General features: G+C 64.2%; 15 protein-coding genes. All 15 read left to right on the forward strand.

All coding sequences use genetic code 11. The features are described from left to right. Positions 1-118: 118 nt before the first annotated feature. Complete coding sequence (locus tag VK792_RS01980) at positions 119-520, forward strand: DUF5333 domain-containing protein (protein ID WP_326295668.1); 402 nt, start codon at positions 119-121, stop codon at positions 518-520. Next, entirely contained in the window at positions 517-822 is a 306-nt protein-coding gene (locus VK792_RS01985) for a hypothetical protein (RefSeq protein ID WP_326295669.1), read from the forward strand. The genes VK792_RS01980 and VK792_RS01985 overlap by 4 nt, the downstream gene beginning before the upstream one ends. Then, positions 819-2,837 (forward strand): NADH-quinone oxidoreductase subunit NuoG, encoded by a 2,019-nt coding sequence (nuoG, locus tag VK792_RS01990; protein ID WP_326295670.1) that lies wholly within the window; start codon positions 819-821, stop codon positions 2,835-2,837. Before VK792_RS01985 ends, nuoG begins: the two co-directional genes overlap by 4 nt. After that, positions 2,834-3,238, forward strand: coding sequence for a YNQ4 family lipoprotein (locus VK792_RS01995; RefSeq protein ID WP_326295671.1), 405 nt, complete (start codon positions 2,834-2,836; stop codon positions 3,236-3,238). The genes nuoG and VK792_RS01995 overlap by 4 nt, the downstream gene beginning before the upstream one ends. Positions 3,239-3,245: 7 nt before the next feature. Next, a complete protein-coding gene (gene nuoH / locus VK792_RS02000; RefSeq protein WP_326295672.1) occupies positions 3,246-4,283 on the forward strand; it encodes an NADH-quinone oxidoreductase subunit NuoH in 1,038 nt (345 codons plus the stop codon). A 3-nt stretch (positions 4,284-4,286) separates the two neighbouring features. Beyond that, a complete protein-coding gene (gene nuoI / locus VK792_RS02005; RefSeq protein ID WP_326295673.1) occupies positions 4,287-4,781 on the forward strand; it encodes an NADH-quinone oxidoreductase subunit NuoI in 495 nt (164 codons plus the stop codon). Continuing rightward, the gene (locus VK792_RS02010) at positions 4,778-5,212 is read left to right on the forward strand and encodes a hypothetical protein (RefSeq protein ID WP_326295674.1); all 435 of its coding nucleotides are present in this window, start codon (positions 4,778-4,780) and stop codon (positions 5,210-5,212) included. The genes nuoI and VK792_RS02010 overlap by 4 nt, the downstream gene beginning before the upstream one ends. Beyond that, positions 5,209-5,613 (forward strand): carboxymuconolactone decarboxylase family protein, encoded by a 405-nt coding sequence (locus tag VK792_RS02015; RefSeq protein WP_326295675.1) that lies wholly within the window; start codon positions 5,209-5,211, stop codon positions 5,611-5,613. Before VK792_RS02010 ends, VK792_RS02015 begins: the two co-directional genes overlap by 4 nt. After that, positions 5,610-6,212, forward strand: a complete 603-nt coding sequence (locus VK792_RS02020; RefSeq protein WP_326295676.1) for an NADH-quinone oxidoreductase subunit J — start codon at positions 5,610-5,612, stop codon at positions 6,210-6,212. Before VK792_RS02015 ends, VK792_RS02020 begins: the two co-directional genes overlap by 4 nt. Next, on the forward strand, positions 6,209-6,628 hold the full coding sequence (locus VK792_RS02025) for a hypothetical protein (protein ID WP_326295677.1): 420 nt from the start codon (positions 6,209-6,211) through the stop codon (positions 6,626-6,628). The genes VK792_RS02020 and VK792_RS02025 overlap by 4 nt, the downstream gene beginning before the upstream one ends. Further along, a complete protein-coding gene (gene nuoK / locus VK792_RS02030; protein ID WP_326295678.1) occupies positions 6,625-6,930 on the forward strand; it encodes an NADH-quinone oxidoreductase subunit NuoK in 306 nt (101 codons plus the stop codon). The genes VK792_RS02025 and nuoK overlap by 4 nt, the downstream gene beginning before the upstream one ends. Before the next feature lie 4 nt (positions 6,931-6,934). Next, positions 6,935-9,094 carry an NADH-quinone oxidoreductase subunit L gene (gene nuoL, locus VK792_RS02035; protein ID WP_326295679.1) on the forward strand — a complete coding sequence of 720 codons (2,160 nt, stop codon included), beginning with the start codon at positions 6,935-6,937 and terminating at the stop codon, positions 9,092-9,094. After that, a complete protein-coding gene (locus VK792_RS02040; protein ID WP_326295680.1) occupies positions 9,094-10,638 on the forward strand; it encodes an NADH-quinone oxidoreductase subunit M in 1,545 nt (514 codons plus the stop codon). Before nuoL ends, VK792_RS02040 begins: the two co-directional genes overlap by 1 nt. A 13-nt stretch (positions 10,639-10,651) precedes the next feature. Next, a complete protein-coding gene (nuoN, locus tag VK792_RS02045; protein WP_326295681.1) occupies positions 10,652-12,094 on the forward strand; it encodes an NADH-quinone oxidoreductase subunit NuoN in 1,443 nt (480 codons plus the stop codon). Between the two features lie 119 nt (positions 12,095-12,213). Beyond that, the gene (locus VK792_RS02050; protein WP_326295682.1) at positions 12,214-12,960 is read left to right on the forward strand and encodes a biotin--[acetyl-CoA-carboxylase] ligase; all 747 of its coding nucleotides are present in this window, start codon (positions 12,214-12,216) and stop codon (positions 12,958-12,960) included. The last annotated feature ends 2 nt before the right edge of the window (positions 12,961-12,962 follow it).

The raw sequence follows: 12,962 nt of genomic DNA on the forward strand, positions 1-12,962 counted from the left end.
CCGGGATATCAGGGCTTTGACGGGGGCGTTATTGCATAACACGCCGTCGAAGCCCCAGCTTTCGCAGACGCCGGGCGGCTTTGGCCGCGCGGGGTTTTCTGCTGAAAGGAGATATCCCATGAAACGACTTCTGACCGGGGCGCTGGTGGCTGCCCTGCTGGCGGGGCAGGCGCATGCGCTGCCGCCGCTGCGCGAGGTCAAACAAATTGACGACGGCCTGCTGGCCGTGGCCATCGCGGACGAACTGCGCAAGCGCTGCGATACGCTGGATGCGCGGATGTTCCGGGCGCTGAACTATCTCAGTTCGCTCAAGGATGCGGCCCGTGGCCTGGGATATTCCGATGCCGAGATCGAGGCCTATGTGTCGTCGAAATCGGAAAAGGACCGGATGCGCGCGCGGGGCGAGGCGTATCTGAAGACCAAGGGCGTGACCATCGGCGACTATGCCGCCTATTGCACCTTGGGCGAAGATGAAATCGCGCGTGGCAGCGCCATTGGCAAACTGTTGAGGGTGAAATGATCGGGACGGCGCTGATATTCGCGGCCAGTGCCGCGCTCTCGGGGATGCCCTGCACCGGCGCCCGGCAGGCCGATCCCGGCACGATCTGCGCCGAGCTGATCGCCGATGACACCAACCGCGGGTTCACGGTTTACGTGGCCCCGCAATCCATTGACCGGCAGGTCGCGGCGCGCATCGCGCTCGACCTTGGCCGGAAAAGCTGTGCCGAGCGGTATCGCTCGTCACCCGTACCGAAAATGACCGCCCGGCGGAGCAGCCCAGAAGGCCCCGGCGTGTGGCAAATAAGCGGAACATGCAAATGAGCGACCTGCGCAAGATCAACATCGACGGGATCGAACTGGAAGTGGACGGCGCGATGACGCTGATCCAGGCCTGTGAACAGGCCGGGATCGAGGTGCCGCGCTTCTGCTACCATGAACGGTTGTCGATCGCGGGCAACTGCCGGATGTGCCTGGTCGAGGTCGTGGGCGGCCCGCCCAAGCCTGCCGCAAGCTGCGCGATGCAGGTCCGCGACCTGCGCCCGGGGCCGGAAGGTCAGCCGCCGGTGGTGAAAACCAACAGCCCCATGGTCAAGAAGGCCCGCGAGGGGGTGATGGAATTCCTGCTGATCAACCACCCGCTGGATTGCCCGATCTGCGACCAGGGCGGCGAATGTGACCTGCAGGATCAGGCCATGGCCTATGGCGTCGATTTCAGCCGTTTCCGCGAACCCAAGCGCGCGGTCGATGACCTGAACCTGGGCCCGCTTGTCGAAACCCACATGACGCGCTGCATTTCCTGCACCCGCTGCGTGCGCTTCACGACCGAGGTCGCGGGCATCACCCAGATGGGCCAGACCGGCCGCGGCGAGGATTCCGAGATTACCAGCTATCTGAACCAGACGCTGGCCTCGAACCTGCAGGGCAATATCATCGACCTGTGCCCGGTCGGTGCGCTGGTGTCGAAACCCTATGCCTTTACCGCCCGTCCGTGGGAACTGACCAAGACCGAAACCATCGACGTGATGGACGCGCTTGGCTCGAACATCCGGGTCGATACCAAGGGCCGCGAAGTCATGCGCATCCTGCCGCGCAACCATGACGGCGTGAACGAGGAATGGATTTCCGACAAGACCCGCTTTGTCTGGGACGGTCTGCGCCGTCAGCGGCTGGACAAGCCCTATGTCCGGGAAAACGGGCGTCTGCGTCCCGCCTCCTGGCCCGAGGCGCTGGGATTGGCCTCCAGCAAGATCAAGGACGCGTCGAAACTGGCGGGCATCGTGGGCGACCTGGCCCCGGTCGAAGCGGCCTATAGCCTCAAGGCGCTGGTCGAGGGGCAGGGCGGTGTCGTCGAATGCCGCACCGACGGGGCGAAACTGCCCGCGGGAAACCGCTCGGCCTATGTCGGCATGGCAACGATCGAGGATATCGACGGGGCGGACATGATCCTGCTGATCGGCACCAACCCGCGCGACGAGGCGCCGGTGCTGAACGCCCGGATCCGCAAGGCCTGGGCGCGCGGTGCCAAGGTCGCGCTGATCGGTCAGCCGGCGGATCTGACCTATGACGTCAGCCACATCGGCACCGACCGTGCCGCGCTGGCGATGCTGGCGGCGATGGATCATTCCGACAAACAGGGCGTCAAGGGCGTGATGATCGTCGGGCAGGGCGCGCTGAACGAGGCCGATGGCGCTGCCGTTCTGGGCACCTGTATGCAGATGGCCGAAGCCGCCGGGTCCAAGCTGATGATCCTGCATACAGCCGCGTCCCGCGTTGGCGCGATGGACGTGGGTGCGGTGACCGAGGCCGGCATGGCCGCCGTGTCCGAGGCCGACGTGATCTATAACCTGGGCGCCGACGAGGTCGAGATCGGCGACGGCGCCTTCGTGATCTACCAGGGCAGCCATGGCGACCGTGGCGCGCATCGCGCCGACGTGATCCTGCCGGGCGCCGCCTATACCGAGGAAAACGGCCTGTTCGTCAACACCGAAGGCCGCCCCCAACTGGCGATGCGCGCCGGGTTCGCCCCGGGCGAGGCCAAGGAAAACTGGGCCATCCTGCGGGCGCTGTCGGGCGAACTGGGCGCGGTGCTGCCGTGGGATTCGCAGGCTGAACTGCGCAAGGCGCTGATCAAGGACGTGCCCCACCTGGCCAAGATCGACACGGTGCCGGAAAATGACTGGCAGCCTGTCGCGGCCGGCAAGCTGGGCGATGCCAGCTTCCGTCCGGCGGTGCGTGATTTCTATCTGACCAACCCGATTGCCCGGGCCAGCGCGCTGATGGCAGAGCTGTCGGCCATGGCCAAGGCACGCGCGGGTGACGCGATGGCGGCGGAATGAGTGGCAGACACGCGCGCATATCCCTTTTGGCGCTTGGGCTTGGCCTGGGCCTGTCGGCCTGTGCCGAAGGCCCCAGGGCCGATGCGCCGTTCGAGCCGCAGTACCTGGGTGTCGCAACCCGGCTGCTGGAGGACGACCTGGTGAGTTTCCTGGTGGAAATGCGCGGGGCGCGCACCGGACAGGACGTGGACGACTACGCCGAATGCGCGGCTGCGCAATACGCGCTGATCCGCGGCTACGGTTTTGCGCGCCATTTGCGCACAAATGTATACGAAGAGGCTGGCCTCTGGCGGGCAGATGCGGTTTACACCATCTCGCCAGCGCTGCCTCGCGGGTTGAAGACGATCGACGCCGAGGTTGTCGTCGCCAACTGCGCAGCAAACGGAATACCGATGGTGTGAGGACCTGATGGCTGAATTTTTTACCACACCCCTTGGGACGTTCGTGATCATCCTGGCGCAATGCCTGGCTGTCGTGGCCTTTGTGATGATCTCGCTCCTGTTCCTGGTCTATGGCGACCGCAAGATCTGGGCCGCGGTGCAGATGCGCCGGGGGCCGAACGTCGTGGGCGTCTATGGCATCCTGCAATCCGTGGCCGATGCGCTGAAATACGTCGTCAAAGAGGTGGTGGTTCCCGCCGGCTCTGACAAGGCGGTGTTCATGCTGGCGCCGCTGGTCAGCTTCGTCATGGCGATGGTGGCCTGGGCGGTGATCCCGTTCAACGACGGCTGGGTTCTGGCGGATATCAACGTCGCCATCCTGTACGTCTTCGCCATCTCCTCGCTCGAGGTCTACGGCGTGATCATGGGCGGCTGGGCGTCGAACTCCAAGTATCCGTTCCTTGGCTCGCTGCGCTCTGCTGCACAGATGATTTCCTACGAGGTGTCGATCGGCCTCATCATCATCGGGGTGATCCTGTCCACCGGGTCGATGAACTTCGGCGATATAGTGCGGGCGCAGGACGGATCGTTCGGCTTCTTCAGCTGGTACTGGCTGCCGCATTTCCCGATGGTCTTCCTGTTCTTCATCTCGGCGCTGGCCGAAACCAACCGCCCGCCCTTCGACCTGCCAGAGGCGGAATCGGAACTGGTGGCGGGCTACCAGGTGGAATATTCCGCCACGCCCTTCCTGCTGTTCATGGCCGGCGAATACATCGCGATCTTCCTGATGTGCGCGCTGGTGTCGTTGCTGTTCTTCGGTGGTTGGCTGTCGCCGATCCCGGGCCTGCCCGACGGCGTGCTGTGGATGGTGGGCAAGATGGCGTTCTTCTTCTTCATCTTCGCCATGGTGAAGGCGATCACCCCGCGCTACCGCTATGACCAGCTGATGCGCCTGGGCTGGAAGGTGTTCCTGCCGTTCAGCCTGTTCTGGGTGGTGTTCGTTGCCTTCGCCGCGAAATTCGACTGGTTCTGGGGCGCCTTCGCGCGCTGGACGACGGGGGCCTGACACATGACACAGATCGACTATGGCCGCGCGGCGAAATATTTCCTGCTGGCGGATTTCATCAAGGGGTTCCAGCTGGGGCTGAAATACTTCTTCGCGCCCAAGGCAACGCTGAACTACCCGCATGAAAAGGGGCCGCTGTCGCCCCGGTTCCGCGGCGAACACGCGCTGCGTCGCTATCCCAACGGCGAGGAACGCTGCATCGCCTGCAAACTGTGCGAGGCGATCTGCCCCGCGCAGGCGATCACCATTGACGCCGAACCGCGCGACGACGGCAGCCGCCGGACCACGCGGTATGACATCGACATGACGAAATGCATCTACTGCGGCTTCTGCCAGGAAGCCTGCCCGGTCGATGCCATCGTCGAGGGTCCGAACTTCGAATTCGCGACCGAAACCCGCGAAGAGCTGTTCTACGACAAGGCCAAGCTGCTGGACAACGGCGAACGCTGGGAAGCCGAGATCGCCCGCAACCTCGAACTGGACGCGCCGTACCGATGACACTCGCCCCCCGCACCTTCAACCCGATGCAAGGCTACGCCGCGGGCGAAGCGCTTCAGACCGTCCGCGATTTTGGCGCGAACGGTCTGCGCTCGACCTTTGCGCGCTGCATCCAGGAAGGGCAGGACGGGAATTTCGATATCATCGAACTGGAACAAGGCGCTGCTGCGCTGACCATCGTGGCGGTCGCGCATGGCGCGGCGGTCGTCGGGGCGGATACGGTGCGGGCGGCGCTGGATCGCGCCACGCTGGACCGGGTGCGCGACGACACCCCGCTGGACGAGGTCCGGGCGACACGCGACGTTCTCGGGCACGAGATCAAGGCCGGGTTGCTTGAATATCTCGGCACCGATCCCGAAGTTGCCGCCGGCTATCGCCGCACGATGGCCACCTTGTCGGATACAATTGACACGATGGGGGTGCCGGCATGACCGCGAAAACCCCCTTCGAACTGATGATGGAACAGGCGCAGGAGATGGCGAAAGCCTTCAATCCCGCCTTGGAATCCTTCAACCCGAAGGGGTTCGAAAAGCTTTGGCCGACGATGCCCAAGGACTTCATGGAAATGTGGTTCGGCAAGGGCGTCAGCAAGGACGGGCTGGACGCCAAGACCCGGCTGCTGCTGACGCTGGCCGGGCTGACGATGCAGGGCGCACAGGCCGACACGCCGCTGCGCATGACCGTGCGCCACGCGCTGGAAGCGGGCGCCACAAAGGATGAAATCGCCGAGACCATCGCACAGATGTCGATGTTCGCCGGCATTCCGGCCATGACCCGCGCCATGGAACTGGCGCGCGAGGTGATGGAAGATAAAAAGGACGATCAGACATGATGGTATTCGCCTTCTACCTCTTCGCGCTCTGCGCCATCGCGGGCGGGCTGTTCACGGTGATCAGCCGCAACCCGGTGCATTCGGTGCTGTGGCTGATCCTGGCCTTCCTGTCCTCGGCGGGGCTGTTCGTCCTGCTGGGCGCGGAATTCGTCGCGATGCTGCTGGTCATCGTCTATGTCGGCGCGGTGGCGGTGCTGTTCCTCTTCGTGGTGATGATGCTGGACGTCGATTTCGCCGAGCTGAAGGCCGAGATGGCGAAATACCTGCCGCTGGCGCTGCTGATCGGGGTGGTGATCCTGATGCAGCTGGGCATGGCCTATGGCGCGTGGCAGGCGTCCGACGTGGCCGGCGGCCAGCTGGCCAACCCCGCGCCCGAAGGCACCACCAACACCGCTGCGCTTGGTCTGATCCTGTATGACCGTTACTTCCTGCTGTTCCAGCTGTCGGGTCTGATCCTGCTGGTCGCCATGATCGGCGCCATCGTGCTGACCCTGCGCCACCGCACCGACATCAAGCGGCAGGACGTGCTGGCCCAGATGTACCGCGATCCGGCCAAGGCGCTGGAACTGCGCGACGTGAAACCGGGGCAGGGCCTGTGACGCCAAGACTGCCGCATATCCTTCTGGCGCTTCTGCTGCCGGTGTCGGCGCAGGCCTTGTCGATCGTGCCGCCGGTTTGTTCCGACGACACCGGGGCCGAGTACTACGACGTGCTGTTCCACGGCGGCGGCTGGCGGTCGGCCCATGTGCAGGGCGGGCCGCTGGATCAGGGGGCGGGCTATACCTATGTGCTGGCGTCCTGCCGGACCGGCCAGCAGGTCGTGGTGACGACCGAAAAGATGGAATTCTACGAGGCGGCGGTGCAGACGCATTTCCGCCAGATGATCGAAAGCGAAACCCGCTTTTCAATGCAGGACGTCGTGGACGTCGAAAAAGAACTGGGCAGACAGGCCCGCGTGATGCGGTTCGACACCCGCACCTGCCTGTGCAAGCTCAAGGAGGAAGATGAGGGATGATCGGACTTGAACATTACCTGACCGTGGCCGCGGTCTTATTCGTGATCGGCATCTTCGGGCTGTTCCTGAACCGCAAGAACGTGATCATCCTGCTGATGAGCATCGAATTGATGCTGCTGGCGGTGAACATCAACCTTGTCGCGTTCTCGTCCTTCCTGGGCGATCTGACGGGGCAGGTGTTCACGCTGTTCGTGCTGACCGTCGCCGCCGCCGAGGCCGCGATCGGCCTGGCCATCCTGGTCTGTTTCTTCCGCAACCGCGGCACAATTGCCGTGGAAGACGTCAACGTGATGAAAGGCTGATCCGATGGAGTCGCTTATCCTTTTCGCCCCCCTCGTGGGCAGCCTGATCGCGGGGTTCGGCTGGAAGCTGACCGGCGAACGCGGGGCCATGTGGATCACCACCGGCCTGCTGTTCGTGGCCTGCGCCTTTTCCTGGATTGTCTTCCTGACCCACGGGCCGGAAACCCAGCACATCACCATCCTGCGCTTCATCGACAGCGGGTCGCTGTCGACCGAATGGTCGATCCGGCTGGACCGGCTGACCTCGATCATGCTGATCGTGGTCACCTCGGTCTCGGCGCTCGTGCACCTGTATTCGATGGGCTACATGGCGCATGACGACAACTGGAAGCATGGCGAGCATTACAAGGCGCGCTTCTTTGCCTACCTGTCGTTCTTTACCTTCGCCATGCTGTCGCTGGTCACGGCCGACAACCTGGTGCAGATGTTCTTTGGCTGGGAAGGCGTGGGCGTCGCGTCCTACCTGCTGATCGGGTTCTACTACAAGAAACCCAGCGCCAACGCCGCCGCGATCAAGGCCTTCGTGGTCAACCGGGTGGGGGATTTCGGCTTTGCGCTTGGCATCTTCGGCCTGTTCTACCTGACCGACTCGATCCGCTTTGACGATGTGTTCGCCGCCGCGCCCGCGCTGGCGGAAACCCGGATCACCTTCCTGTGGACGGACTGGAACGCGGCCAACCTGCTGGCCTTCCTGCTGTTCGTCGGCGCGATGGGGAAATCGGCGCAACTGTTCCTGCACACCTGGCTGCCCGACGCGATGGAAGGCCCGACGCCGGTGTCGGCGCTGATCCACGCCGCGACCATGGTGACCGCCGGTGTCTTCCTGGTCTGCCGGATGTCGCCGCTGATGGAATACGCACCGCAGGCCACCGCCTTCATCACCTTCCTGGGCGCGACCACGGCGTTCTTTGCCGCCACCGTCGGGCTGGTGCAGAACGACATCAAGCGCGTGATCGCCTATTCGACCTGTTCGCAGCTGGGCTACATGTTTGTGGCCGCCGGCGTGGGCGTCTATTCGGTGGCCATGTTCCACCTGCTGACCCACGCGTTCTTCAAGGCGATGCTGTTTCTGGGCGCGGGCTCTGTCATCCACGCGATGCACCACGAGCAGGACATGCGGAACTATGGCAACCTGCGCAAGAAGATCCCCTATACCTTCTGGGCGATGATGATCGGCACCCTGGCGATCACCGGCGTCGGCATCCCGCTGACCGGCTGGATCGGCTTTGCCGGCTTCGTGTCCAAGGACGCGATCATCGAAAGCGCCTGGGCCGGCACCAACGGCGGCTATGCCTTCTGGATGCTGGTCATCGCGGCGCTGTTCACCAGCTTCTACAGCTGGCGGCTGATGTTCATGACCTTCTATGGCAAGGCCCGGGGCGACAAGCACACCCACGAACATGCCCATGAAAGCCCGACCGTCATGCTGATCCCGCTGGGCGCGCTGGCGATCGGGGCGATTTTTGCCGGGATGGTCTGGTACAAGCCGTTCTTCGGCGACCACGACAAGGTCACCGCCTTCTTCGGCATGCCGGCGCATCACGCGGTGGCCGATGCCGGTCATGGTGAAACGGCCGAGGCCGGTCGCGGGGCGGCAGCAGATACCCACGCTGCGGCCGACGCAGGCCATGGCGAAGAGATGGACCCCGCCGCCGCCCATGCCGACCCGGCACATGGCGCAACGGTGATGGACCATCACACCGGAACCGCGCCGCAAGGGGCGATCTTCATGGCGGCCGACAACACCGTGATGGACGATGCGCACCACGCGCCGGTCTGGGTCAAGCTCAGCCCGTTCATTGCCATGCTTCTGGGGCTGGCGGTTGCGGTCTGGTTCTACCTGATCAACCCGGCGCTGCCCAAGAAACTGGCCGAGAACCAGCGTCCGCTGTACCTGTTCCTGCTGAACAAGTGGTATTTCGACGAAATCTATGACGTGGTCTTCATCCAGCCCGCGCGCGCCCTGGGCCGCCTGTTCTGGAAGAAGGGGGATGGCACGGTCATCGACGGGTCGATCAACGGCGTGGCCATGGGGATCATCCCGTTCTTCACCCGGCTCGCGGGGCGCGTGCAGTCCGGCTACATCTTTACCTATGCCTTCGCCATGGTCATCGGCATCGCGGTGCTGATCACCTGGATGACGCTCAGCGGAGGAGCGCAGTAATGGATAACCTTCTTTCCATTGTCACCTTCCTGCCGGCGCTGGCCGCGCTGATCCTCGCCGTCTTTCTGAAAGGCGGGACCGAGGCAGCCGACCGCAACGCCAAATGGCTGGCGCTGATCGCGACCACCGCCACCTTCGTGGTGTCGCTGTTCATCCTGGCGCAGTTCGACGCCGGCAACACCGGCTTTCAGATGGTCGAGGAACGCGACTGGATCTTCGGCCTGAAATACAAGCTGGGCGTTGACGGGATCAGCGTTCTGTTCGTGCTGCTGACCACCTTTATGATGCCGCTGACCATTGCCGCCAGCTGGAAGGTGGAAAAGCGGGTCAAGGAATACATGATCGCCTTCCTGCTTCTGGAAACCCTGATGCTGGGTGTGTTCATGGCGCTGGACCTGGTGCTGTTCTACCTGTTCTTCGAGGCCGGCCTGATCCCGATGTTCCTGATCATCGGCATCTGGGGCGGTAAGGAACGCATTTACGCGTCGTTCAAGTTCTTCCTCTACACCTTCCTCGGTTCGGTGCTGATGCTGGTGGCGATGGTGGCGATGTATGTCGATGCTGGCACCGCCGACATCCCGACGCTGCTGACGCACCAGTTCTCGTCCGAAAGCTTCAGCATCCTTGGCGTGCACGTGATGGGCGGGATGCAGACCATGCTGTTCCTGGCCTTCTTTGCCAGCTTCGCGGTCAAGATGCCGATGTGGCCGGTGCACACCTGGTTGCCCGACGCGCACGTTCAGGCGCCGACCGCCGGGTCGGTCGTCCTGGCGGCAATCCTGTTGAAGATGGGCGGCTACGGTTTCCTGCGGTTCAGCCTGCCGATGTTCCCGATCGGGGCCGAGTTGCTGACGCCGCTGGTGTTCTGGATGTCGGCCATCGCCATCGTCTATACCTCGCTGGTGGCGCTGGTGCAGGAGGACATGAAAAAGCTGATCGCCTATTCGTCGGTGGCGCACATGGGCTATGTCACCATGGGTATCTTTGCCGCCAACCAGCAGGGGGTCGATGGCGCGATTTTCCAGATGATCAGCCACGGCTTCGTGTCGGGCGCGCTGTTCCTGTGCGTCGGCGTGATCTATGACCGGATGCACACCCGCGAGATCGACGCTTATGGCGGCCTGGTCAACCGGATGCCGGCCTATGCGCTGATCTTCATGCTGTTCACCATGGCCAATGTCGGCCTGCCGGGGACCAGCGGGTTTGTCGGCGAATTCCTGACCCTGATGGGCGTGTTCCAGGCCAACACCTGGGTGGCCGCGGTGGCGACGTCCGGCGTGATCCTGTCGGCGGGCTATGCGCTGTGGCTCTATCGCCGGGTGGTCTTTGGCGACCTGATCAAGGAAAGCCTGAAGACGATTTCCGACATGTCGACCCGCGAACGCGCGATCTTTGCGCCGCTGGTGGTGATGACCCTGCTTCTGGGCGTTTATCCGTCGCTGGTGCTGGATATCACCGGCCCGTCGGTCGAGGCGCTTGTTTCCAACTACCAGACGGCCCTGGCCGCGGCGAGTGACGCCGTGCAGGTCGCTGCCAGCCACTAAGGGATGACGTCACATGATTTCCGCTGACCTCAATACCATCCTGCCAGAGATCGTCCTGTCGCTGTACGCCATGCTCGCGCTGCTGGGGGCGGTCTATACCGGCAAGGACAAGCTGGCCGCGCCGCTGGTCTGGGCCACCGCCGCGGTGATGGCCGCGCTGGCCTTCTGGATCGCTTCGACCGGGGCAGGCGCGACGCAGGCCTTCCACGGCATGTTCATCGACGACGCGTTCTCGCGCTTTGCCAAGGTCGCGATCCTGCTGGCCGCGGCGCTGGTCCTGATCATGAGCCAGGACTACATGAGCCGCCGCAGTATCCTGCGGTTCGAATACCCTCTGCTGGTGGCGTTGTCGGTTGTCGGCATGATGATGATGGTCAGCGCCGGGGACCTGATGTCGCTGTACATGGGGCTGGAACTGCAATCGCTGGCGCTTTACGTCGTCGCCTCGATCCGCCGGGACAGTGCCAAGTCGACCGAGGCCGGGCTGAAGTATTTCGTGCTGGGCGCGCTGTCGTCGGGCCTGCTGCTGTACGGCGCGTCGCTGACCTATGGCTATTCCGGCACCACGTCGTTTGCCGGCATCATGGCGGCGGCGGGCGAGGGTCCGATCGGGATCGGCCTTTTGCTGGGCCTGGTGTTCATGATCTCGGGCATGGCGTTCAAGGTTTCGGCCGTGCCGTTCCACATGTGGACGCCGGATGTCTACGAAGGCTCGCCCACCCCGATCACCGCGTTTTTTGCCACCGCGCCGAAGATGGCGGCGATGGGCCTGTTCGCCCGGGTGATGCATGACGCCTTCGGTGGCGCGGTGCAGGACTGGAGCCAGGTGATCGCGCTGCTGTCAGTGCTGTCGATGTTCCTGGGCGCCGTGGCCGCGATTGGCCAGACCAACATCAAGCGCCTGATGGCGTTTTCGTCGATCGCCCACATGGGCTATGCGATGATGGGTCTTGCCGCGGGCACCGAGGCCGGGGTTCAGGCGCTGCTGGTCTACATGGCGATCTATGTCACCATGAACCTGGGCACATTCGCCTTCATCCTGACGATGGAACGCGACGGCCAGCCGGTGACCGATATCCAGTCTCTGAACATGTATGCCAAGCGCGAGCCGGGCCGGGCGCTGGCCATGCTGGTGCTGCTGTTCAGCCTGGCCGGGGTGCCGCCGATGGTGGGGTTCTTCGGAAAGCTTTACGTGCTGAATGCCGCTTACGAGGCCGGGCTGGTCTGGCTGGCGGTGGCCGGCGTGGTGGCGTCGGTCATCGGGGCGTTCTACTACCTGCGGATCGTTTACTACATGTATTTCGGGACCGAGCGTGACGACGCGCTGGAAACCGCGAAATCGCCGCTGCTCTACGGGATCCTGATGGCCTCGGCGCTGATCATGGTGGTTGGCATCGTGAACCTGTTCGGGATCGAGGGCGCCGCGCAGACGGCGGCAGCGGTTCTGGTGAACTGAGCCCTGGCCGGTTCGACGAAAGGTGACGCGCCCCACGGGGCGCGTCGCTTGTTTTTGGCGCCCTGCGGGCGCGTGCCTCCGGCGGAGGTATTTGGAAAACCAAAGACAGGGGATCGCGGATGCGCTGGCCGGACGGGTATGACCGCATTGTTCTGAACGAGGTCGACAGCACCATGGCCGAAGCGGCGCGGCGCGCGCCGGCGCTGGCCGGGCCGGCCTGGGTGCTGGCGCTGGCGCAAACCGCGGGGCGCGGACGGCGCGGCCGCCCCTGGGTCATGCCGAAGGGGAATTTCGCCGCCACGCTGGTGCTGCGCCCGACCGAGGCGCCGGGGCAGGTGGCGTTGCGCAGTTTCGTGGCGTCGCTGGCGCTGTACGATGCCTTTGTCGCGGTGACCGGGCGGACCGGGGGGCTGGCGCTGAAATGGCCCAACGACGTCTTGCTGAACGGCGGCAAGGTGGCGGGGATCCTGCTGGAAAGCCTGGGCACGGGGCAGGGGGTGGCGCATCTGGCCATCGGCATCGGCGTCAACCTGGCCGCGGCGCCCGGCGCCGAAGAGCTCGAGCCGGGCGCCGTGCGGCCGGTGTCGCTGGTGGCGGAGACCGGCACGGCGGTGACGCCCGAGGACTTCCTGACCGCGTTGGCGCTGGCCTATGCCGATTGGGAGGCGCGGTTCGTGACCTATGGCTTTGGTCCGGTGCGCACCGCCTGGCTGAGCCGGGCGGCGCGGCTGGGCGCGGTCATCACCGCCCGCACCGGCACAACCGAGACCACAGGCAGTTTCGAGACGGTGGACGACACCGGCAATCTTGTCCTAAAGACCCCCAAGGGGCGTGTCGCCATCGCGGCGGCGGATGTGTTCTTCTGAAA

The sequence above is a fragment of the Mesobacterium hydrothermale genome (assembly GCF_035818635.1).
Classification (GTDB): Bacteria; Pseudomonadota; Alphaproteobacteria; order Rhodobacterales; family Rhodobacteraceae; genus Mesobacterium_A; species Mesobacterium_A hydrothermale.

What these genes read in the sequence shown, in the direction of transcription:
- VK792_RS01980 (WP_326295668.1), top strand. Translation starts at nt 119, where the DNA reads ATGAAACGACTTCTGACCGGGGCGCTGGTGGCTGCCCTGCTGGCGGGG.
- VK792_RS01985 (WP_326295669.1), top strand. Translation starts at nt 517, where the DNA reads ATGATCGGGACGGCGCTGATATTCGCGGCCAGTGCCGCGCTCTCGGGG.
- nuoG (WP_326295670.1), top strand. Translation starts at nt 819, where the DNA reads ATGAGCGACCTGCGCAAGATCAACATCGACGGGATCGAACTGGAAGTG.
- VK792_RS01995 (WP_326295671.1), top strand. Translation starts at nt 2,834, where the DNA reads ATGAGTGGCAGACACGCGCGCATATCCCTTTTGGCGCTTGGGCTTGGC.
- nuoH (WP_326295672.1), top strand. Translation starts at nt 3,246, where the DNA reads ATGGCTGAATTTTTTACCACACCCCTTGGGACGTTCGTGATCATCCTG.
- nuoI (WP_326295673.1), top strand. Translation starts at nt 4,287, where the DNA reads ATGACACAGATCGACTATGGCCGCGCGGCGAAATATTTCCTGCTGGCG.
- VK792_RS02010 (WP_326295674.1), top strand. Translation starts at nt 4,778, where the DNA reads ATGACACTCGCCCCCCGCACCTTCAACCCGATGCAAGGCTACGCCGCG.
- VK792_RS02015 (WP_326295675.1), top strand. Translation starts at nt 5,209, where the DNA reads ATGACCGCGAAAACCCCCTTCGAACTGATGATGGAACAGGCGCAGGAG.
- VK792_RS02020 (WP_326295676.1), top strand. Translation starts at nt 5,610, where the DNA reads ATGATGGTATTCGCCTTCTACCTCTTCGCGCTCTGCGCCATCGCGGGC.
- nuoK (WP_326295678.1), top strand. Translation starts at nt 6,625, where the DNA reads ATGATCGGACTTGAACATTACCTGACCGTGGCCGCGGTCTTATTCGTG.
- nuoL (WP_326295679.1), top strand. Translation starts at nt 6,935, where the DNA reads ATGGAGTCGCTTATCCTTTTCGCCCCCCTCGTGGGCAGCCTGATCGCG.
- VK792_RS02040 (WP_326295680.1), top strand. Translation starts at nt 9,094, where the DNA reads ATGGATAACCTTCTTTCCATTGTCACCTTCCTGCCGGCGCTGGCCGCG.
- nuoN (WP_326295681.1), top strand. Translation starts at nt 10,652, where the DNA reads ATGATTTCCGCTGACCTCAATACCATCCTGCCAGAGATCGTCCTGTCG.
- VK792_RS02050 (WP_326295682.1), top strand. Translation starts at nt 12,214, where the DNA reads ATGCGCTGGCCGGACGGGTATGACCGCATTGTTCTGAACGAGGTCGAC.